Origin of the sequence: Exiguobacterium sp. s102 (genome assembly GCF_018618635.1) — a bacterium.
Classification (GTDB): Bacteria; Bacillota; Bacilli; order Exiguobacteriales; family Exiguobacteriaceae; genus Exiguobacterium_A; species Exiguobacterium_A oxidotolerans.
Genome location: NZ_JACSML010000002.1, coordinates 130,939 through 152,992 on the forward strand (window position 1 = coordinate 130,939; position 22,054 = coordinate 152,992).

Sequence of the window (22,054 nt, forward strand, 5' to 3'; positions counted from 1 at the left end):
TATAGTGGCGCGGAAGATTGCCGCTTTGAAGACGAGGCGAGACAGGGAAGCGCGAACGGATTGCCTCTCGATATCGCATGTTCACGCTTCATAACAGGCTGTACGAAATAAATTATTTTGTTTTCAAGTAACGGATACGCTACACTGAGGAAAGATTCTAACAAGAGAAAGAGGACAACCTATGCGAATTAATAAATTCATCAGTGAAACAGGATACTGCTCAAGACGGGCAGCGGATAAATTAGTCGATGCCGGTCGCGTCACAATCAACGGTGTCGTCGCGGAACTCGGTTCACAAGCGGAAGCGACGGATGCCGTTGAAATCGATGGACAGCCGCTCCAAACAAAACCGACGCTTGAGTACTTGATTTTGAACAAACCGATCGGCATCACATGTACGACCGAACTCGACATCGAAGGAAATATCATCGATTTCGTCAATCATCCGAAACGGATTTTCCCGATCGGGCGCTTAGACAAAGACTCAGATGGACTGATCATTTTGACGAACGATGGGGACATCGTCAACCGGATTTTACGGGCAGAGAATAATCACGATAAAGAATATATCGTAACGGTTGATGCCCCGATCACAGAGACGTTCATCGAAGGAATGGCGAGCGGCGTCGATATCCTTGGAACAACAACGAAAGAATGTATCGTCGAACAACTCGAGTCACGGACATTCCGAATCGTCTTGACGCAAGGCTTGAACCGGCAGATTCGTCGCATGTGTAAAGAATTTGGTTACCGCGTCAAACGGTTGCAGCGGGTCCGTATCATGAATATTGAGTTAGGTGATTTACCGATTGGTGAATGGCGTGACTTGACGGAGTCAGAAATGAAAACCTTATTTACGACGCTCGATCAGGAATAACGAAAAAGTCGCCATGATGATGGCGGCTTTACTTGTATACATAAGGAGGTTCATTGTGGATAAACGGGGAATGAGCGCGACGTTCGTCGCATATGTGATTGGCGGGTTGTTACCGATTTACAAATTATTTGCAGACACTGTTCCGGCATGGACGGTCGTGTCGATTCGCATCATCAGTGCGTTCATCTTCGTCACACTATTATTACGTTTGTCCGGCAAATTTACGCAAGTCGGTCGATTATGGCGGAATAAAAAACAACGTCTGACCGTTTTAGCTGCTGGTCTTGTCCTCGGTGGGAATTGGACGCTCTATCTCTATGCAATCGGTGAAGGGTACATCGTCGAATCGTCGCTCGGCTATTACATCAATCCGCTCGTCAGCGTATTGTTTGGGTTGTTATTTTTCCAAGAACGTTTGAACCGGCCCCAATTGATTGCCATCATCAGTGCCATCATCGGTGTCTTGATTTTGACATTCGGCTACGGGAAGTTTCCAATCATTGCTTTTTCGCTTGCTGTTTCGTTTGCTTTTTATGGTGTGTTAAAGAAAAAGGCAGCGGCAGAACCGTTATCAGGGTTATTCCTAGAGACGTTAGTGACATTACCGTTCGCGTTGTTGACGCTTGGTGTGACGGGAGCGAATCCGCTCGCTTTACCGACCGGAGCCTTGATTGCCATCATCATGCTTGGTGTTGCGACAGCTGTTCAGTTGATGCTGTTTGGGTACGGTATGCCGAAGATTCCATTTGTATATGTCGGTATCTTGCAGTACATCGCACCGACGTTGACGTTAGTACTCGGTGTCTTTTTGTTTAATGATGTGTTTACATCGATTCACTTCGTGGCCTTCCTGTTCATCTGGATTGCCGTCGCACTGTTTACGATCAGTGGTTTATCGGCAGGACGAATGAAGATGAAAAAGGTCTCGTAATTCAGAAAAGAGGAATGGAACGATGAATAAACCTGGCCTGTTTGCCACATTAGGAGCATATGTCATTTGGGGATTACTTCCGATTTATTGGAAGCTGTTAGCTAGCGTCTCAAGCGAGGCAATACTCGCCAATCGGATTGTCTGGTCGTTTTTGTTTTTATTACTGTTATTGTATTTCCAAAAAGCATTACCTAAATTGACGACGGCGTTTAAAAATCAACGGACACGAAGATTGTTTTTCTTGAACGGAATCATCATTAGTATGAATTGGTTTATCTACATCTGGGCAGTCAACCATAATTTCATCGTCGAAGCCTCGCTTGGCTACTACATCAATCCGCTCGTCAGCATCGTGTTCGGGGTGTTCTTCTTTAAAGAGAAACTGTCACGGATTGAATGGATTGCAATTTTGCTCGCGACGATCGGTGTCTTGATTTTAACAATCGGTTATGGCGAGTTCCCTTGGATTTCGCTTGCGCTCGCATTTAGTTTCGGCTTTTATGGTGTCGTCAAGAAACAACGTCCGCTCGAAGCGACGGTCAGCCTGACACTCGAAACGCTCGCACCGCTACCGCTCGCACTCCTTTTTATCAGTTATCTTGGTGTACAAGGAACGTCGACCTTCTCGCACACACCGTTCGTCACGGCAGGATTATTGTTGACAGGTGTAATCACGGCCGTACCGTTACTTTTATTCGGTTTTGGTGCCCAACGGATCCCATATACAGTCGTCGGTTTTCTACAGTTTGTTGCTCCGACGCTATCACTTGCCATCGGTGTTCTCTTGTATGATGAACCCTTTACACGTACACACTTGGTCGCGTTTACATTTATTTGGTCGGCTGCGCTCGTCTTTACGTTAAACAGTTTATTGATTCGAAAAAAACAACTGCGGAAAGTAGCGTAAAAAGATAGAAGTCTGACCTCTTGCGTGATAGAATAGAAAAAGAGTATAAGGGATATCCTTAAGGAGGAAAACTAATCATGAACTTAGCAGCTATGATCGACCACACGGCACTCAAGCCGGAAACATCACGCGCCCAAATCGAAACACTTTGCAAGGAAGCACTCGAGTACAAATTTGCTAGCGTCTGTGTCAACCCGACGTATGTCGCACTTGCAGCAGAACTTTTAAAGTCTGACGACGACGTTAAAGTTTGTACAGTAATCGGTTTCCCACTTGGTGCGAACACACCAGAAGTCAAAGCTTTCGAAACGAAAGATGCGATCAAAAACGGTGCAACTGAAATCGACATGGTTCTTAACATCGGCGCACTAAAAGACGGTGACGTGGAACTCGTGGAACGTGATATCCGTGCAGTAGTCGAAGCGGCGAATGGTACGCTCGTTAAAGTCATTTTTGAAAACTGCCTCTTAACAAAAGAAGAAATCAAAACAGCTGCTGAACTTTCAGTCAAAGCTGGAGCGAACTTCGTTAAAACATCAACTGGTTTCTCAACTGGTGGTGCAACGGTTGAAGACATTCGCCTCATGCGTGAAACAGTGGGACCTGACATCGGTGTAAAAGCTTCAGGTGGCGTTCGTGACTTCGAAGGCGCTAAAGCGATGATCGATGCTGGTGCATCACGTATCGGTGCATCTGCTGGTATCGCCATCGTAACAGGTGGTTCTTCAGACAGCGATTATTAATTCGCAATAAATACATCATCAGACACGTCTTTCCTATGTTAGGAGGGGCGTGTTTTTTTGTTGTCAGGAAAATTCTGAATTTAATCTAGCTATTAAGAAGTCAGACATCACTTCCGATAATCAGATGTAGAACGTTGGAAGGAAGTGTAGAGATGTTGAAACACTGGAAACTAGCAATGCTTGCGACGACGATCAGTTTAGCAGGTTGTGGAAGTATCATCGACGATCCAGATCAAGCAGTGAAGGAACGTCAAAAAATGGCGGTTGTCTTATCAGATGTCGGTCTTGGTGATCAATCGTTTAGTGATGCCGCGATGAGTGGGATGGCCTTACTACGTGAAAAAGAAGATTGGTTCATTGATTATCGTGAACTAGGGGAAACGAAAACATATAAAGTGGCGTTTGATACGTTGGCAAAAGAGAAGCCGACCGTCGTCGTCGGATTAGGTTTTATGGGACAAGCGGAATTAGAAGAAGTCGCGAAACGTTATCCATTGCAACAATTTGCGTTGATTGATGCCGTATCAGAACTACCAAATGTCTTATCGGTTACATTTAAAGAAGATGAAGGCAGTTATCTTGCAGGAGCTGCTGCTGCGCTTCAATCGGAAAATGAGACGATTGGGTTTGTTGGAGGAATGAAGTCGCCTTTAATCGAAAAGTTTGAAAAAGGATACACGGCAGGAGCAAAAGCCGTCAATCCGGACATCAAAGTTTTAGTCGATTATGCAGAAGACTTTGCAGCACCCGAAAAAGGACGGACGATTGCGAACGATCAAATGAAACAACAAGCAGATGTGTTATTTGCCGCAGCTGGTTTGACGGGCAGTGGTGTCCTCGAAGCAGCGCAAGCAAAAGGCAATAAAGCGATTGGTGTCGATAGTGATCAGACGGCAATTGCGCCTGACGCCGTCATGACCTCGATGTTAAAACAAGTCGATCTCGCGATCACGACGATTGGCGATACGGTAAAAGAAAAAGGGTTACAGTCGGGTCAAATCGTGCTCGGTGTCAAAGAAGGTGCGATTCAACTAGCCCCGATTCGAAATGTAACGTTTTCAGAGAAAGATTTAAAGCAACTTGAGCAACTGAAACAAGATGTATTAGAAGGGAAGGTTGACGTACAATGACGTTACGGACACGCTTTTTAATTTCGACACTCGTGACGATCATCAGTGTCGTTGCCTTGATGGGATGGACGTTGGTTGAACTCCGGCAAATTCAATCGTACAACGAAGATTATGGAAAACAGCTTGTCGAAATCTCGGAACTTGAAACAAAACTACTGTACGAACAAGCCGCATGGAACCGTCTTGCAACTCAACCGTCTGACAGTCAAGTCGAGCAAGTACTCGCTTTAAGTCAAAAGAACGAGAAGGCGCTACAGTTGCTTGAAAAAACGTATTTAATTGATGCATTTAAAACGGAAATGGACCGGGCGGAAGCAAAATATACTGCGTTATCAGCTGAACGAAATGATTTGGTCGAGGGGCGTAACCCGATTGAAATCCGATCATATGCTGCCCGAATCGAGGGTGTACTAAGTGATTTGTATACACTACATACAAAAAACGGTGAGTTTTATGATGTACTGCAACAAGAAGCGAAGGACCAGACCGTCAATTTGACACGGACTGTGTTAATCGCAACGTTTGTTTTATTGATTGCGTTAGCACTATATAATTGGTATTTCGCACGGAGCATTACGCGTCCAATCAGCCGTGTCGTTAAAACAGCGGAGCAAATTTCGGCTGGTGATTTATCGGAGCAACTGGAGACGTCAGGACGAGCAGATGAAATCGGTCGTCTCGAGTCAGCGATTGCGCAAATGCAACAAACGTTACATGGTGTGATTGGGACGATTAGTCATACTTCGAATACAATCAGTCAAATGAGTGAACAGGCAACGTCTGAAAATGCGAACATCGTCGAAGTGTCTGGTAATATGACGCATGCGATCAATGAGATGGCGAGCGGAACACAGACAGTATCGGATGATTTACAGACGACGGTCAGTACGATTACAGACATGAGCTCCTCATTCGACCAAAGTGAACGTCGGGCTCAGCTTGCATTAAGCCAAGGTCAAGTCGCAGACACGACGATGGGGCAGAGTGCTTCGGTCATGGAAGAACAAACAGCCTCACTCGCTGCGTCGACGGTTCAAAACCGCGAACTTGGACGTCAGCTAGAAGGTTTCCTTGAACAGACACAACAAATCGAAAAAATGGCAGAACTTGTTTCAGGTGTCTCGGCGCAGACAAACCTCTTATCCTTGAATGCAGCGATTGAAGCGGCAAGAGCCGGAGAAGCAGGACGTGGCTTTGCCGTCGTCGCAAGCGAAGTGAAAAAACTTGCGGACGAGACGCACCAAGCGACACGATCAATCTTCTCACTCGTACGTTCGATTCGCCAAGATGGTGCTGTCTTGCAAGAAGCATTGTTGCGTTCTGAAAAAGAACAAGAGAATCAGGTCGCAAACTTTGCTCAAGTCAAATCGGCATTCGAAGAGACGCGGAAAAATGTAGCCGATGTCACTGAAACGCTCAATTACGTGACATCACAGCTTGTCCGCTCGAAAGAACAAGCGAATGATGTCGTCAATCAGGTCAGTTCGGTTAGTGGCGTAATGGAAGAGTTAGCGGCAGGGAATCAAGAGGTCGCAGCTTCGATGCGTGATCAACAAGCTTCGTTCGAGCAAATTCATCAATTGATGTTAGAGCTCGAGACGACAACAACATCACTTGATCAACAAACAAATCAATTTAAAATTTAATGACCTCTCATGTTCTCAATATAAAAAATAAGCCCCGACACATCAATCGACGTGTCGGGGCTTATTCATTTTAAAAGAAACTTTCTGGGTTTAGTTCGTTTGTCCGTCCGTTCGCATTATATTGGTAGCCACCTTCATGAATCTCGAAGTGAAGATGGGGACCGGTTGAATTCCCCGTACTACCGAGTTTTCCGATTTGTTGGCCTTGCTTGACTTGTTGTCCTTGTTTAACTGTCAAGGCATTCATATGCGCATAAACAGTCGTATATGTCTTACCACCGATGTTGTGTGCGATATAGACATGATTACCATACGGACCACCGGAGCTTGCTTGAATGACAGTTCCAGCAGCTGATGCGACGATTGCAGAATTGACCGGTCCAGCGAAATCGGTCCCGTTATGATAAGCATAGCCATTATTTCCGCTCGCGGCACCCATACCTTGTGAAATGGAACCGTTCGCAGGTTTGATGAATTTTCCGGTTGCATTTGAGATAACTTTCGTACTTGCTTTATTGATTGAAGCAGGTTGCGCCGATTGCGCGGCTGCTTGTTTTTTAGCTGCGAGAGCAGCGGCTTTGGCTGCCGCTTCTTGTGCCTTAAGTTGAGCAGCGGCCTCTTTTAGACTTAAGATGTTTGATTCGATTGAACGCTTTTGTTTCTTCAAGCGTTTTAATAAGGCTGTTCGTTTGTCCTTTTCAGCATTCAACTCGTGTTGCTTCTTTTTTAGAACTTTCCGGTCATGGATGAGTGCGGTACGTGTATCTTCAAGTTCTTGTTTTGCTTCTGCCAACTCTTGTTTACTCGTTTCGTAATCTTTTAATAATGAAGCATCACTTTCGGCAATCGTATTGAATGCGTTGAAGCGACTGATCATATCACCAATGTCTTCTGCACCGAAGACAGCTTCGAGCAATGGATCTTTATCAGATTTAGCTTGTCGAACTGCCAGCCGATCGCCGAGCATTTTTTCTTGTTTTTTGATTTTCTTCTGTAAAGCTGTAATCTTTTGTTTAAGTTTCGTTAACTGACGTTCATTTCGATCAATTTTTTGTTCATTTTCGACGACTTGAAGCGTCAATCCATTGATTTGTTGGTCAATCGCGTAAACTTTCTCTTGGGCTTTCGATAATTGTTGATTGTTTTCGTCGAGTGCTTCTTTTTGTTTTGATTGTTTTTGTTCGTTTTGTTGTTGTTTGTCTTTATATGAAGTCGCAGCACCTACGGATGTAACGAATGGTGTTGTGAGAAGTGTGAGTGTCATCAGGGAAATTCCCATTGAGTGCATGAAAGATTTTTTCATAAGTGAATCGATCAGTCCTTCCTTGTTGTTGAGTGATACTTGTACTACTCTAACAACAATTTTTACGGAGGGACGTTACAGTTTATTTAAAATAATAAGGAAAATAATGATAGAAAGGATGTACTTTTTATGAAAATAATTGATAAGTATCGTAAAGAAGACAATGAAAAGACTGGTATAAAGCGGTAAAAAAGGAATGGTAGACGTGATAGAAAGATAAAATTCAATAAAAGACCATTGATATGTTTTTGTAATATTTTATATTCATTATTAAAAAGTGGTTTGATATATGAATGATTTGGTTATTTAAATTAGTTTTGGACTAAATGGTCAGACACAAAAAAAGGAATTACTTTTTTAAGCGCTTTGCTCGGCAAGACAAGATACGTTGGGACTTTTTCCTGAAGGAGTCACGTGAAACAAGAGGGGAGAATGCAATAACTCCCACCCTTGTAGTCGCATGGTTTTCAATCAGTCGATCGGTACTCATTCTTCATAGATCATTTTTCGCGTCATCCCACCATCAAGGACAAGTGTCTCTCCCGTCAAGAAATCATTTTCGGGGTTCGTTAAGAACAGGGCGGCACGAGCGACATCTTCTGGCTTACCGACGCGTCCAGACGGGTGTTGCGAATGATCCTCCGGGGAAAGTTCATGATAATTCCCGGTCTCGATCCACCCTGGTGCGATTGCATTGACGAGAACGCCTTTGGGACCTAACGAAACGGCAAGAGCATGTGTCAAAGCGACGATTCCACCTTTTGTTGCGGCATACGATTCTGTATCAGGCTCCGACATATAGGCACGAGTCGAAGCCAAGTTAACGATTCGACCACCGTGTTTTAGATGTGGTGCAGCTGCCTTTGTTGTCAAAAAGATACTGCGTAAGTTCGTATGGTTGACGCGGTCCCATTCTTCGAGCGTGAGTTCAAGAAGGGGTTTTCGAATGATGATGCCGGCGTTATTGATGATGATGTCGATTTTACCTGTATGTTCTAATGCTTTTTCGATGAGTAAGTTGACATCATGTTCGTCTTGAACGTCCAACCGGTAAAAGTAAGCCGTTCCACCAGCTTCTTCGATTTCTTGAGCAATGACTTCACCCGTCATTTGATCAATATCTGCTAAAATGACGACGGCACCTTCATTTGCATATGTTTTAGCAAGCGTTGCACCAATCCCGTTTGCAGCACCAGTAATAATGACCGTTTGATTGACTAAATCCATGTCTTTCACTCCTCTTCTTTGCAACTTTCCTTCTAAATGGAATAGCCTGAATCGGATTGATTAAAACCTAACGTTTCAAGTACGGTTGAGGATTATCAATCAAGTGTAGAGGGAATAGTATTAACGTTAAAGACATTAAATCGTCGAATGGGGGATTTACGGATGGATTTATCGAATGAGAAATTAAAACAACAACAAGATCAATATGCGGAAGAAGCAAAGGACTATATCGATCGTCCGAAAAAAACAAAATCGATTTTAAAACGAGCGAACAATTCAATTCAAAAAAATTCAAGTCTGTCACTTGTCTTTTCGCCGGTTCGCTTATTCATTGATATGGTACGTTCGTATCAATCAGGAGAATACCGAAATATCCGCCGGACAACAATTCTAAAAGTAATCGGTGCGTTGATTTATCTGGTTTCACCAATCGACTTGATTCCAGATTTTATTCTTGGTTTTGGGTTCGCAGATGATGTCGCGATTATTCTGTTCGTCACGAAAACGATTTTTGAAGAGTTGACGCGATATAGTGATTGGCAGGATGAGCAACAAAAAGCACGAACGCAACCTATCCAAAGTGAAGATGCCTACTGAAACATAGACGAATTGTTGAGCCTGACACTGATTGATTCAGTGTCAGGCTTTTATAATGGAAAAAAGTTGTTTTCTGTACGCTACTCGTAAAGTTCGTTACACTGGGAAGAGGAAACGAACGGAGAAGAGGAGGTATGTGATGGCCTGGCATGCATGGATGGAGTCCTATGGGTATCTAGGGATTATGGTGACATTAATGTTTCCGTTTTTACCAAGTGAAGTCCCGCTCGCCTATGCGGGTTACTTGGTGCATACGGCACAATCAAATATTGTCTTGATGTTACTTGTCGCCGTCTTCAGTTTCGTCGTTAGCCAGAACATCTTCTTTACGATCGGTCAACTCGGAAGTGAGCGGCTACTTGGACGCGTTTTTAAATTGTTTCGGATTTCTGAAACGAGAATGGTTCAATTTCAACAGCAAATGGAGGCGCGCGGACGATTTATTTTACTCTTGTCACCGATGTGGCGCATGGGCTTTGCGGTTGGAGCAGGTCTGACAGGTGTTTCTCGTTTAACGTTCACGCTCGCAACGACGGTGTCCTTTTTTGTGTGGTCAGCGTTTTTCATCTGGGGTGGAAAAAAGCTCGGGCATGGTATGAATGGACGACATCATGATTTTCACCAGTATACTCCGTGGATTGTCGGGCTATTGCTTCTTCTCGGGGTTTACCTATATGTTAGAAAAAAGAGAATGCTAAAAAAATAGAGGAGTGTTTTCATGGCAGTTATTTTATTTGATATTGATGGGACATTGATCGACTCGACAAATCAGATGACAGAGGCGATTCATCTTGCGATGGCAGACATGCCGCATCTTGAAAAACCATCAAAAGACCGCGTCCGGGCAAGTTACGGACTGGCGGGAAGTGCGTTTTGGGAAAAGGCGATTCCGGATGCGTCAGAAGAAGACATTCGGTTGATTCGCCAAAAGCGTCATCATCATTTAGAACAGACAATGAAGGATCAAGAGGTGTTGTTTGAAGGAGTCCGGGATTTACTCCGCACCTTGACGGAACAAGGACATATTGTCTCGACGGCAAGCAATTGCGGGGTCCACTACATGAATCTTGTCCTCGACAGTCAAGCCATCCGACCGTTTTTCACGAGTCCGAAATGTTTAGGTTCAGTGAACGGAAAACAAAAAGCTGATATTTTAGCGGCACATCGAGCAGAGTTTGGAGACGTCGAGTACTTGATGGTCGGTGACCGGTCGTCTGATATCGAAGCAGCACGAATTGCAGACATGCCGGTTGCGATTTGCCGGTTCGGTTTCGGGACGATGGATGAATGGGAACTCGCAGACCACCAGCTTGAACAACCGTTAGATGTCTTAAAGTTTGTTTAAAGTATGATAATTAAAAGAAGCGGATTGCCGGTACCGGCAATCCGCTTCTTTTAATTATTCAAAATCGAGTCGGTAGTCTTCCTGGTTCGTCCAGGGGCGGAAGCGACGGAATAACTGATGGAAGGATAAGCAGAGGACAATCGGGAGTAAAATGAATAATCCGAAGACGAGCAGTCCATTTGCCCATGTCCATCCACCTGCCATCAAATGCAAAGCATTGATTGGACCGATCAACCCGGACATACCGAAGCCGGCGCTAAACGGTGTTCCTTGAATCCCTAAAATCCCGGCTAACCCGCCGAGAACAGCGGCACTACACATGACGGGAACGATCATGATGGGATTTCGAATGAAGTTTGCCATCTGAATTTTCGGTGATCCTAAAAAATGCGCAATCGACGTTCCGCGAGAATTTGCCTTCCAGCCTGCGATTGCAAGACCGAATCCAGCTGCACAGACACCGAGGTTCGCAGCGCCTGCTGCAATGCCGGAGAGGCTGATGGCTGTCGCAATCCCGACGGTCGATAGGGGAGAGACAATCAAAACAGAAAACGTGACCGCTAACAGGACGCCCATCAAGATTGGTTGCAGAACAGTGAACTGAGTGATCATTTGACCGATCGCCGCAGTGATTTTAGTGACGAACGGATATGTAAGGACGCCGATCCCACCTGCACCGACAATGATCAACGTCGGCATGACGAGAACAGTGTAGGTTTTAAAACGATTTCCAATCCATAAGACAAGTGCGGTTGCGATGGCAGCTGTTACACCTGCGTTGATGACATCACCCGTACCGACGAATAAAAAACCGGCTGTTTCCGTCCGTGTTGCGACACCTGAACCGACGACGGTCGCTAGACCAATCGAGGCGGTTTCGATTGGAGTCGTCTTGAATTGCATGGCGACGGCAACACCGATGACCATCGGTAGCAAGCGCATCGCAATCGTAGTCGAGTCGATGATGTGTTGAGCGGGCGCGAAGTAAGGTAATAATGCTTTGGCGAGTTCGCCGAGCAGAGCACCTGGGATTAGTGCAACTAAAATTCCGATACTGAGTCCGTTCAGTACATGGATACCGAACTGACGATTGATTCGTGTTGTAGAAGATTCGATGGGAATACACTCCTTATGTAATGCTTTTGTGCATAACAGCATAAAAGCTATGAATTGTTTTTTATCTTACGCGACAGGAAAGAACACGTCAAGAAGAAATAGGAATTTTCTGTGAATTGATGAGTGCATTCTGTTCGCACTCCGTGAAAAGGACTGATAGAGTAAAAGAGTAAAAGATATTAGAGAGGATGAATGAAATGGCAGAACAACAAATCGTTTTAGCAGAAAGACCTGAAGGACGTCCGACGCGTGAAACGTTTCGGTATGAATCAATCGAACTAAACGCACCAGACGCGGGACAAGTCTTGCTCGAGACACTCTACATTTCAGTTGATCCATACATGCGCGGGCGGATGAATGATGCACGTTCATACTCGCAACCATTTGAACTGGACGCACCGGTTCAAGGGGGTGTCGTCGCGAAAGTCATCGAGTCACGTAGTGATGCTCTTAAAGAAGGGGATATCGTCGTCGGAATGCTCGACTGGGCAACGAAACTTGTTGTCGATGCAAAAACTGTTCGGAAAATTGATGCGTCGCTCGCACCTGTATCGACAGCTCTCGGCGTACTCGGTATGACAGGGATGACGGCTTACTTTGGTTTACTGGATATCGGTAACCCGCAGCCAGGTGAAACGGTTGTCGTGTCGGCTGCGGCCGGGGCTGTCGGATCAATCGTCGGTCAAATCGCCAAAATCAAAGGTGCTCGTGTCGTTGGAATCGCGGGAAGCGATGAAAAGACGACCTACCTAAAAGAGCAACTTGGTTTTGATGAAGTCATCAACTACAAAACGGAAGACGTCGGCGAAGCGCTCGACCGCGCATGTCCGAGTGGGGTCGATGTTTATTTTGAGAATGTCGGAGGCGAGATTGGGGACGCGGTCATTGACCGTTTGAATCCGTTTGCCCGTATTCCGGTCTGTGGCGCGATTTCTGGATATAATGAAAAAGAGAACATCGGACCTCGCGTACAATCAAAATTGATTGCTTCACGGGCACGGATGCAAGGCTTCTTAGTCGGGGATTATGGAAAACGTTTCAAGGAAGCGGCAGAACAGTTAGGGAAATGGGTCAGTGCCGGTGAATTGAAATATGAAGAAACGATTTTTGAAGGTTTCGATAACGTTCCGGATGCATTCCTAGGTCTGTTCGATGGTTCGAACACAGGAAAGTTACTCGTGAAACTGTAAAGTGTAGACTTTGTATGTAAAAACGTACTATCTAAAAGAAGCGTCGGACGATTCGTAATTGAATCGTCCGACGCTTCTTTTTTTAGGTACGACGTGTAACGTCGATCATGATTTTTTTTGATCGTCTTTCAATTCTTCTAAATCTGGATCGGGGTGTTGTGTCTCAGCAGGCTTGATGCCGGGGTCTGATGTTTCAGCCGGTTCAGGATCTGGGTGAAGACCGACGTCTGCCTGTTCATTTGGTAAATTCTCTTTTTTTTCATTCATGGTAAAATTCATTCCTTTCTCTTTTTCGAATCTTCTTAAGATTTACCCGTCTATCTGATTCTGAAACTAATGAAGTGCTCATCATATTTTATTGCCTAATTATTCAAAAGTAAGTCACGAACAAACTACAGTCCATGCCAATCAGTCATCTTCTCAACTGGAATGTAAGGAAATACTGGAGAACATTCATCAACTCTTTACAAAAACCTTGCAAGGGATTTAAGTGCCCTTTGAACTGCTCTCGTAGACTGAAAAGAGATCAAGCAGGAAGGGTGTTTTGAACGTGAATGGACAACAGTGGAAAAGAAAAGTAACGCAACAGCTAAGTTGGGTCCGTGCTGAACAACAGCGATTGAAGACGGAACCAGCAGCGAGTTCGACTGCGTTCGAGACATTACAACGGTTAGGATCGTTGGGAACGGCTAAGACGATTCGTCCGTCAAACAAGCCGGTTGAAACAAAAACGAAGCGCTATCAAGAAGAGAGTAATCAACAATTACTCGATACGATTGACTACCAATCGATTCCGCTTCGGAGTCAGTCACGTTACTATGAGCCGCGACCGCTTGAAGTAGCTGTCGTCTGTTCCGAGTTCATGCATGCCTATTATCAAGATGCGTTCCATCTCCATTATGTGAATGCAGACACGTTTGAGGATGTCTTTAGTCGTAAAATCGATCTCTTTTTAGTCATCACGTCATGGAAAGGCTTGCAGGGGGGTGACTGGAAAGGGGTCGCGACACCGAAATCGAAAAAAAGAACATTACTCCTCCAGATGATGCGAGAGGTGAAACAGCAAGGGATTCCGGTCGTCTTCCAGTCAACGGAAGACCCGAGTAACTTCGACCGTTTCAGTGAGCTGGCAAAACAAGCCGATTATGTGCTGACATCGGACGAAGCGATGCTTCCGGAATATCAAGTGCTTTGTGGCCATGACCGGATTGAAGCGGTCTCGTTCGGTGTGAATCCGCTGATCCATAATCCGCTTGGCGCGACCCGAAGCCGGAAAAATCATGTGTTGTTCGCCGGGAGCTGGATGGCGAAGTATCCAGAACGTGTCAAGGATACGGAAGTGCTGTTCGATGGGGTGATGAGCTCATCGCATCAGCTTGATATCGTCGACCGCAACTATCACCTCGGCTTACCGGACTATCATTTCCCGGACCGGTACGTCAAACGGGTTGCACCTGCGATTCCGTATGATGCGCTTCAGCAGGTGAGCAAATGTTACGACTGGGTGTTGAATCTCAATAGCATCAAATACAGTAAAACGATGTGTGCGCGCCGGATTTTTGAATCGCAGGCACTTGGGAATCTAATCATTTCGAATTATAGTATCGCCGTCAACAATCTGTTTCCAAACGTATTTACAGTTCACGATCAACAGGAAATCAAAGCAATCGTCGAACGGACATCTGAAGAAGACATTGAGCGATTGCGTGCTGAAGGAATTCGTTCCGTCATGTCGAGTCACACGGTGTTTGACCGGGTCGATCAATTGGCGCGGATGTTGAAACTCAATCAACAACAACCGGCGCGTCGCCTGCTCGTCGTCTTACGCAATCCGACACCGGCTCTTGAACAGCAGATTGCCAAGCAATCGATTGAAGCGGATGCTATTTGTCACCTGTCCGAGTTGACGGAAAGGGAATATGGAAAAGCCGATCTTGTTGCCCTGCTCGACGGCGGCGAGTCGTACGGGGAATATTACCTCGAAGATTTACGCAACGGCTTTAAGTTTGCCGATGCCGATATCGTCCGGAAATCGCTCAGCGGACAAGCCGCTTATGAAGTCTTTGAGACGTCAGGCGCAGATACCGGAGCGATGGTCTGGCGGGAGCATGTCCCGTTTGAACAGTTTGTCAGCGGAACGTTATCCGGACGGACGCTCATGCTGGATCGCTTCGAGTGGAATGAACAGTATCAAACGAAGCCGCTCCTTGCGCCGGTCTTGTCAGTCGTCGTGCCGATTTATAACAACGGCCCTCATTTGATGTATAAGTGTTTTGCGAGCTTGAAGCGGATGAATCGTTTTGACGAAACGGAAATCGTGCTTGTCGACGACGGGTCGACGGATTTCGGGACGATTCAAGCCGTCGAACGAATTGGACGGCGACACGGGAACGTGACGACTTACTTCTTTGAAACAGGCGGGAGCGGAAGTGCATCACGTCCTCGTAACAAAGGTGTCGAACTGGCGCGTGCCGACCGGGTGGCCTTTTTAGATCCGGACAATGAAGTGCTCAGTGACCGTTATGCGGAGTTGTTAGATGAGCTTGATCAAAATCCGACGCTCGATTTTGCAGTCGGTCATATGAAAAAGTTAGCGGAGAAGACGAGCATCATCGCCTTGCCGACGATTCGGAAAAAGGGACGAACCGTTTGTGAAGACCCCCGTGCCTATCTGCTTGAACATCGTTTTGCCGTGCAAAGCATTCAAGCATTGGTCGTCAAGCGCGATTTCCTCGTCAAACATCAGCTGGAACAGGTCGTCGGAGCCGTCGGTCAAGACTCGTTATTTTTCCAAGAGATGATGTTACAGGCGGAGCGTGTTCTGCTTGTGAACCGCGTCGTGCATTATTATTACGCGGCAGTCGCCGGCTCGACGGTTAACTCGTTGACGGTCCGCTTCTTTGAGCGCAGTGTCCTCCGTGAACGGGCACGAGCAGAGAAGTTTGCAAAATATGGTGTGCTCGACCAATACAAGACGAAACGTTTTGAGCATTTCTTCGAACACTGGTATTTGGTCAAGCTGCGCCAATGCAGCGATAAGGACTTTGGACCAAGTGTTGCCTTATTACGGACGATTGTCGAGTTTTACGAACCGATTCAACTAACGGCACCGTTAGTCCGACAGTTTGTTGAATTAGCGGATGCGGGTAAGACGGATGCGATTCAAGAATTGTTATTAGAGGAGGTCACGGCATGACGAGCACAGCAGGAATGAAACGACCAAAGGATCAAGTCCGCGCCGCCTATTATGACCAGTTAGGGGTCGCGTTCGGAAAAAAGGTCCGGGCGCGCATCCACTGGATAGTACGTGAGGCGAAGGGAGAAGACATCCTTGATGTCGGGTGCTCAGGGGGACTCGTCCCGATTTTACTCGGACGCGAAGGGAAACGTGTCACAGGAATCGACGTCTCTCCGGAAGCAATCGCTGAAGCAACGTCTGCGTTAAAAGAAGAAGCGGCATCTGTCCAATCCGTCGTCATGTTCAGTGAAGCGAACATCATGTCTTTTTCAGCAAACCGGCAATTCGATACGGTTTTGATGACGGAAGTACTCGAGCACATCGGTGAACCGGAACGGGTGATTCAGCAGGCATATACACTCGTCAAACCAGGTGGACGTCTTGTCGTGACCGTTCCGTTCGGCGTTAATGATTATGCCGATCATAAGCGGACCTATTATTTGAAACGACTTGTCGAACAAGTAACACCTTATGGCACGATTGAAAAAATCGAACGGTTCGATAAGTGGCTTGGCGTGACGCTTGTCGTTCAAGAAGATGTACAACCGGCCCGGATGTTGTCTGCAGAAGAAGTCGACTGGCTCGAAAATTCGTTTGAGACTGTCGAGCGGATGCACCTAGCGGAAGTCATCCGTCTAAAACAAGTCAACAAGCGGCTGGAACAAAAAGTGCAACACGTAGCGGAAATTGAATTGCGGATGGTGGAACAATCGAATGAACAGGTGAAACTGGAACACCAAGTAAGCGAGATGAATCAACAGCTGGAACAACTTGCGCACCAATATACGTTAGTGCTCAAACGTTACGAGGAGGCACTCGTTTCGAACATGGAAGTGCTGGAGGCGAATGAAGCATGGAAATCAAAATACCGGTCACTCGCAAATTCAAAATTAGGAAAAGTCATCGTCCGTTACTGGAAGCTCAGACGAAAACTATCACGAAGACAGGCAAGGCGTCGATGAACGTGTTGATGATTTGTCAAAACTTCTATCCGGAAATCGGAAGTGCTGCGAATCGGATGAAAAATATTTTTAAACGGATGGAACAACGGGGCAGTGACGTCCATGTCTTGACGTCGGAGCCGCTTTATCCGACGGCGGAACTCTATACGGATGCGATGTTTTGGGACGAACCGACGCTTGACGCCGCGCACATCACACGGATTCAACCACGCGATGTCCGGGCGACGACTAATTTGTGGAAACGACTCCACCTCTTCATCGAACAGTTTTTCTTAGCGATCAAAGAAGTGCGGCAAGATCCAAAACAGTACGAATATATCTATGCGACAACACCTTCGATTTTTATGGGACTGGTCGGTGTCGTCGCGAAACATGTCAAACAGGCACCGCTAATTTTAGATGTCCGTGATTTATGGCCGGAATCACTCGTCGGTGTCGGCATCACGAAATCACGCCTGTTATTGAGACCATTGTACTGGCTTGAAAAATGGATGTATCATCAAGCGGATCAAATCGTCATCAACAGCGAAGGGTTTCGGTCCTATATCGAACAGAAGGGGATTGACGCATCGCGTATTCACTACATTCCGAATTCGATTGAAGAAAATGAGTGGTTGATTAAACGGCGTCATGTCTCGGAACAGGTCCGCGTTGTCTACACGGGAAACATCGGACTGGCGCAAGATGTCTTTTTATTACTTGATGTGGCGGAACGGTTGATGGTCGACAGAAACATTGAATTCCATGTCGTTGGTTACGGATACCATAAGGAAAAATTCGAGAAGTTGATTGCGGAGCGGAAACTGACGAACATCCACTTCATGAACGCGATGCCGCGTTGGGACGCATTGAAACAGCTCGCTAAAAGTGACATCGCCTTTGCGACGCTTGTCGAGAGCACGGCATTTGACACGGTCACACCAGGGAAAATCATCGATTATATGGCGATGGGATGTGCCATCGTCGGCGCTGTTTCCGGACATGCCGCAAAAGTGATTGAAGCATCGGGTGCTGGTGTCGTATCGCGTGACCGCAGCCGGGACGAGATCGTCCGGCAGATTCGTCATCTCGCAAACAATCCGGAAGAACGGGCATTGATGGGACGCTCTGGCGTCTCCTACGTCCAAACACATTTTGACTGGGAACAAAATGAAGAGCGACTGTTTGAAGCGATTCGTCAAACTTGTCAACAGACAGTGGAGGTGAAGGGATGAAACGTGTCGGAATGTTTGTTTGGAACACTTTTACGAACGATGCCCGTGTGTTAAGGGAATGTACCGCCCTTGCTGATGCTGCGTATCAGGTCGACTTGTACTGTTTAAATGACGGAACGTTACCGAAAATCGAGCAGCATCCAGCAGGTTTCCACATTCTTCGGATTGATCGCACACCACCACTTGCCGGTGTGCTGTCGCGTTTTCGGAAACGGCCACCGGTTACGCTAGTCGCGGCTATCGGAGTGTTGGTACTGATTCCGTGGTTGATTCCCGTCTTGCTCATGCTCTATCTGTTACAAAAAAGCCGCTTTTTACGCTATGCGCTTTATAACAGCTTTGGCATCATCCGGATGACGCGCGCCGCAAGACAGCGTCAATACGATGTCATGCACGCCAATGATTTAAATACGTTACCGCAAGCGATTTTAGCAAAACGTCAGGCAAAAGTCGTCTATGATTCACACGAAGTGCAAACCGACCGGACAGGATACGGAAAGGGACAAGGAATCCTTGAGCGTATCCTGTTGCGTTTCGTTGATTGGACGATGGTCGAAAATGATACAAGAGCGGATTATCACCAGCAACTGTACGGAAGCCGGCCGACGGTTCTTCATAATTATCCGTTTTATCAGGAAACGATCCCGGCGGCACGTTCGCTGCACACAGAACTCGGTCTCGACCGTGCGGAACCGATTTTGCTTTATCAAGGCGGGATTCAAGAAGGGCGCGGACTGGAACGATTGATTGAGGCGATGCCATCCGTGACGAACGGAACTTTATTATTTGTTGGCGATGGTAAAATCAAAACACATTTGCAACGCTTAGCCGCGGAATCTTCAGCGCGTGAGCGGATTTATTTCATCGATAAAGTACCACTAAATCAGTTGCCGAGTTATACAGCGGCAGCGACGATTGGGTTCCAAGTCTTACAAAACGTCTGCTTTAACCATTATTCAGCCTCATCGAATAAATTATTCGAATATATGGCAGCACTTGTCCCGGTCGTCGCGGCAGACTTACCAGAAATTCGCCGGGTCGTCGAAACGGAACAGGTCGGTTTGATTGTCGATGTCGAGTCGCCGGAGTCGATTGCGCAAGCCGTCAATCGCTTGATAGCGGATGATTCGTTACGCAATCAGATGAAAAGCCGAGCGGAAGAGGCGAGAAGACGGTACAACTGGGACGAGGAAAAACAACATCTCTTAGCGGTATATGCGGCTGTTTCAGCGGGAACAGCACCTGAAGTCAATTAAAGTTACAGCTAATACCAAGTGAAACCACACAAATGGAGAACGTTTGATGTGGATATGGTCGGTATCATACAAGGTTCGTCAACGTGTTCGTCGATTCTTTACAACCTTTACGTAAAGTACAGAAAATACGGCGAATGTAAGGTCTGTGAAGAATGGTTTAAGAGATGGTTAGAACCATTGGAAACACTAGGAATTGTCGGTATGGTCTAGGTACAGCCACGTCATGTTCGATGCAAGGTTTGACGTGAACTACACACTAGATGGAGGAATGACAAAATGAAACTTTGTACAATCGGACTTGGATATATTGGATTACCTTCTTCTGCGATGTTCGCAGATCACGGCACAGAAGTAGTCGGTGTCGATATCGACCCGCGAATCGTTCAAATGTTGAATGCAGGAGATATCCATATTGAAGAACCAGGCTTAGAAGACGTCATCAAACGAGTCGTCGCGAACGGTACGTTCCGTGCGACATTAACGCCGGAACAAGCTGATGTCTTTCTGGTTGCCGTTCCGACGCCGAACCTTGACGATACGTACAAATCATGTGACTTGAAATATGTCATTTCAGCAGTACGCAATCTGCTGCCACACTTAGAAAAAGGGAACGTCGTCATCGTCGAATCAACAATCGCACCACGGACGATGGATGACCATGTACGACCATTGATTGAAGAAGCGGGCTTTAAGATTGGCGAAGACGTGTTCGTCGTCCATTGTCCGGAACGGGTTTTACCGGGACAAATTCTTCATGAATTGATTCATAACAACCGGATTGTTGGGGGACTGACGGAAGCGTGTGCCAAGGCCGGGGCCGCTGTCTACCGGACTTTCGTCCAGGGAGAAATCGTCCAGACGGATGCGAAGACGGCAGAGATGTCAAAGTTGATGGAAAATACATTCCGTGACGTCAACATCGCCCTTGCGAACGAATTAACACAAGTGTGTCACCAACTTAAAATTAACGTCCTCGATGTCATTGAGATGGCAAACATGCACCCACGCGTTAACTTGCATCATCCGGGACCGGGTGTCGGAGGACATTGTCTTGCCGTCGATCCGTACTTCATCGTCGCGAAGGCGCCGTCGCTTGCACGAATCATCCATACGGCGCGTGATACGAATGTCAACATGCCCCGTTTCGTTGCGGATCAAGCAGAACGCCTCGTCGCCAACCGTGTCCGTCCGAAAATTGCTGTCTTCGGTGTCACGTATAAAGGAAACGTTGATGATATGCGGGAAAGTCCGGCAGTCGAAGTCATCGAACAATTATTAGATCGTGGACTCGATGTCGCAGTCTGTGATCCGCACGTCGAACGCTCGATTTCGTCACGGTTTACATTAGTCGACGAGATTGAAGCAATCCAAGGAGCCGATCTTGCCCTGGTCCTTGTCGATCACGATGAATTCAAGGCATTTGATTCACGTCGTCTGAAAAACCAAATGCGGACACCGGTCTTATTCGATACGAAAGGCGTCGTCGGAGAGCTTGAAGATATCATGGTCCTTAACTTCGGTAACTTGCATACACATAACACGATGAAAGTAGACGCTGAAGCGATATGAAGAGCGTCCGTACCGTCCTCAATGAGTTGAAAGATCATCTTTACCTGATCGTACGCCTTTCACTCTATGAGACAAAAAGCCAATACAGCATGCAATACCTCGGGTGGTTTTGGGAAATCATGACGCCGCTGTTGCAAATCGGTGTCTACTGGGTCGTCTTCGGTTTTGGCATTCGAGGTGGACACCCGGTTGACGGGATTCCGTTTGTCTTATGGTTAGTCAGTGGATTGATTGCCTGGTTCTTTATCGGAAGTACGATTCCGAGTGGGTCCCGTTCCATCTATGGACGGGTCGCGCTCGTCTCAAAGATGCATTTCCCGTTGAGTACGATTCCGGCCTATGTCATTTTGGCACAATTTTATCGGCACATTGCGATGGTCCTCCTGACAATCATTCTTGGAGCTGCCTTTAGTTATTTTCCGGGATGGCATACGTTCGAACTGTTGTACATCATACCGGCAGGAATCATTTTCTTATATGCGGTCTCGCTCCTGTTGTCGGCGCTCGCGACGATGGTCCGGGATGTCCAAAACATGGTCACATCAGGCATGCGGATGTTGATGTATTTGACGCCAATCATGTGGGTCCCACCCGATCATTCCATCTTTAAGACGTTGTTGATGATCAATCCACTCGTCTATTTGATCGAAGGGTATCGTTCAGCCTTAATCGGAACGGGGTATTTGATGGAGCATCTTTGGTACGGCTGTTATTTTTGGAGCATTACCGCAGTGATTTTAATGACAGGTGCAACCGTCCATATCCGATTCCGTCGTTATTTCATTGATTATGTGTAGGAGGAA

General features: G+C 46.4%; 20 protein-coding genes. 16 read left to right on the forward strand and 4 right to left on the reverse strand.

Annotated elements, in window-relative coordinates; translation table 11 throughout:
- The first annotated feature begins 181 nt into the window (after window positions 1–181).
- The 6 genes from rluF (at window position 182) to KNQ02_RS05660 (ending at window position 6,234) form a co-directional block, all read left to right on the forward strand.
- Window positions 182–877 (forward strand): 23S rRNA pseudouridine(2604) synthase RluF, encoded by a 696-nt coding sequence (gene rluF, locus KNQ02_RS05635; protein WP_214802710.1) that lies wholly within the window; start codon window positions 182–184, stop codon window positions 875–877.
- Window positions 878–932: 55 nt separating this feature from the next.
- Complete coding sequence (gene rarD, locus KNQ02_RS05640; protein ID WP_029332906.1) at window positions 933–1,808, forward strand: EamA family transporter RarD; 876 nt, start codon at window positions 933–935, stop codon at window positions 1,806–1,808.
- Window positions 1,809–1,830: 22 nt separating this feature from the next.
- Complete coding sequence (gene rarD, locus KNQ02_RS05645) at window positions 1,831–2,715, forward strand: EamA family transporter RarD (protein WP_088836531.1); 885 nt, start codon at window positions 1,831–1,833, stop codon at window positions 2,713–2,715.
- 77 nt (window positions 2,716–2,792) lie between these two features.
- Window positions 2,793–3,458 (forward strand): deoxyribose-phosphate aldolase, encoded by a 666-nt coding sequence (gene deoC, locus KNQ02_RS05650; protein ID WP_029332908.1) that lies wholly within the window; start codon window positions 2,793–2,795, stop codon window positions 3,456–3,458.
- Window positions 3,459–3,610: 152 nt separating this feature from the next.
- On the forward strand, window positions 3,611–4,588 hold the full coding sequence (locus tag KNQ02_RS05655; RefSeq protein WP_088836533.1) for a BMP family lipoprotein: 978 nt from the start codon (window positions 3,611–3,613) through the stop codon (window positions 4,586–4,588).
- Entirely contained in the window at window positions 4,585–6,234 is a 1,650-nt protein-coding gene (locus KNQ02_RS05660) for a methyl-accepting chemotaxis protein (RefSeq protein ID WP_088836534.1), read from the forward strand. Before KNQ02_RS05655 ends, KNQ02_RS05660 begins: the two co-directional genes overlap by 4 nt.
- Before the next feature lie 70 nt (window positions 6,235–6,304).
- Here KNQ02_RS05660 and KNQ02_RS05665 read toward each other — a convergent pair whose 3' ends face one another.
- Both KNQ02_RS05665 and KNQ02_RS05670 read right to left on the reverse strand, forming a co-directional pair.
- Window positions 6,305–7,498, reverse strand: coding sequence for a murein hydrolase activator EnvC family protein (locus KNQ02_RS05665; protein ID WP_251135035.1), 1,194 nt, complete (start codon window positions 7,496–7,498; stop codon window positions 6,305–6,307).
- Between the two features lie 525 nt (window positions 7,499–8,023).
- A complete protein-coding gene (locus KNQ02_RS05670; RefSeq protein WP_088836536.1) occupies window positions 8,024–8,764 on the reverse strand; it encodes an SDR family NAD(P)-dependent oxidoreductase in 741 nt (246 codons plus the stop codon).
- 162 nt (window positions 8,765–8,926) lie between these two features.
- On the opposite strand from KNQ02_RS05670, the gene KNQ02_RS05675 reads away from it, so the two are divergent.
- The 3 genes from KNQ02_RS05675 (at window position 8,927) to KNQ02_RS05685 (ending at window position 10,706) form a co-directional block, all read left to right on the forward strand.
- On the forward strand, window positions 8,927–9,361 hold the full coding sequence (locus tag KNQ02_RS05675; protein WP_088836537.1) for a YkvA family protein: 435 nt from the start codon (window positions 8,927–8,929) through the stop codon (window positions 9,359–9,361).
- A 139-nt stretch (window positions 9,362–9,500) separates the two neighbouring features.
- On the forward strand, window positions 9,501–10,067 hold the full coding sequence (locus tag KNQ02_RS05680; RefSeq protein ID WP_214807475.1) for a DedA family protein: 567 nt from the start codon (window positions 9,501–9,503) through the stop codon (window positions 10,065–10,067).
- Between the two features lie 12 nt (window positions 10,068–10,079).
- Window positions 10,080–10,706, forward strand: a complete 627-nt coding sequence (locus tag KNQ02_RS05685) for an HAD family hydrolase (RefSeq protein WP_214765444.1) — start codon at window positions 10,080–10,082, stop codon at window positions 10,704–10,706.
- Window positions 10,707–10,760: 54 nt separating this feature from the next.
- Here KNQ02_RS05685 and KNQ02_RS05690 read toward each other — a convergent pair whose 3' ends face one another.
- Window positions 10,761–11,864 (reverse strand): PTS sugar transporter subunit IIC, encoded by a 1,104-nt coding sequence (locus KNQ02_RS05690; RefSeq protein WP_251131923.1) that lies wholly within the window; start codon window positions 11,862–11,864, stop codon window positions 10,761–10,763.
- A gap of 155 nt (window positions 11,865–12,019) precedes the next feature.
- Between KNQ02_RS05690 and KNQ02_RS05695 the strand changes: the two genes are divergently transcribed.
- Window positions 12,020–13,012 (forward strand): NADP-dependent oxidoreductase, encoded by a 993-nt coding sequence (locus KNQ02_RS05695; RefSeq protein WP_214765442.1) that lies wholly within the window; start codon window positions 12,020–12,022, stop codon window positions 13,010–13,012.
- A gap of 105 nt (window positions 13,013–13,117) precedes the next feature.
- On the opposite strand, the gene KNQ02_RS05700 is transcribed toward KNQ02_RS05695, so the two are convergent.
- The gene (locus tag KNQ02_RS05700; protein WP_167331095.1) at window positions 13,118–13,279 is read right to left on the reverse strand and encodes a hypothetical protein; all 162 of its coding nucleotides are present in this window, start codon (window positions 13,277–13,279) and stop codon (window positions 13,118–13,120) included.
- Between the two features lie 283 nt (window positions 13,280–13,562).
- Here KNQ02_RS05700 and KNQ02_RS15795 point away from each other — a divergent pair, with 283 nt between their 5' ends.
- The 6 genes from KNQ02_RS15795 to KNQ02_RS05730 all read left to right on the forward strand — a co-directional run bounded on the left by KNQ02_RS15795 (window position 13,563) and on the right by KNQ02_RS05730 (window position 22,048).
- Window positions 13,563–16,208: a glycosyltransferase gene (locus tag KNQ02_RS15795; protein WP_214807478.1), complete on the forward strand. Its 2,646-nt coding sequence runs from the start codon at window positions 13,563–13,565 to the stop codon at window positions 16,206–16,208.
- Entirely contained in the window at window positions 16,205–17,212 is a 1,008-nt protein-coding gene (locus KNQ02_RS05710) for a class I SAM-dependent methyltransferase (protein ID WP_214765438.1), read from the forward strand. Before KNQ02_RS15795 ends, KNQ02_RS05710 begins: the two co-directional genes overlap by 4 nt.
- Window positions 17,213–17,220: 8 nt before the next feature.
- Window positions 17,221–18,426, forward strand: a complete 1,206-nt coding sequence (locus KNQ02_RS05715) for a glycosyltransferase family 4 protein (protein WP_251135058.1) — start codon at window positions 17,221–17,223, stop codon at window positions 18,424–18,426.
- Window positions 18,423–19,682: a glycosyltransferase gene (locus KNQ02_RS05720; protein ID WP_214807480.1), complete on the forward strand. Its 1,260-nt coding sequence runs from the start codon at window positions 18,423–18,425 to the stop codon at window positions 19,680–19,682. Before KNQ02_RS05715 ends, KNQ02_RS05720 begins: the two co-directional genes overlap by 4 nt.
- 276 nt (window positions 19,683–19,958) lie before the next feature.
- Window positions 19,959–21,251, forward strand: a complete 1,293-nt coding sequence (locus KNQ02_RS05725) for a nucleotide sugar dehydrogenase (protein WP_088836544.1) — start codon at window positions 19,959–19,961, stop codon at window positions 21,249–21,251.
- Entirely contained in the window at window positions 21,248–22,048 is an 801-nt protein-coding gene (locus KNQ02_RS05730; protein ID WP_088836545.1) for an ABC transporter permease, read from the forward strand. The genes KNQ02_RS05725 and KNQ02_RS05730 overlap by 4 nt, the downstream gene beginning before the upstream one ends.
- Window positions 22,049–22,054: the final 6 nt, after the last annotated feature.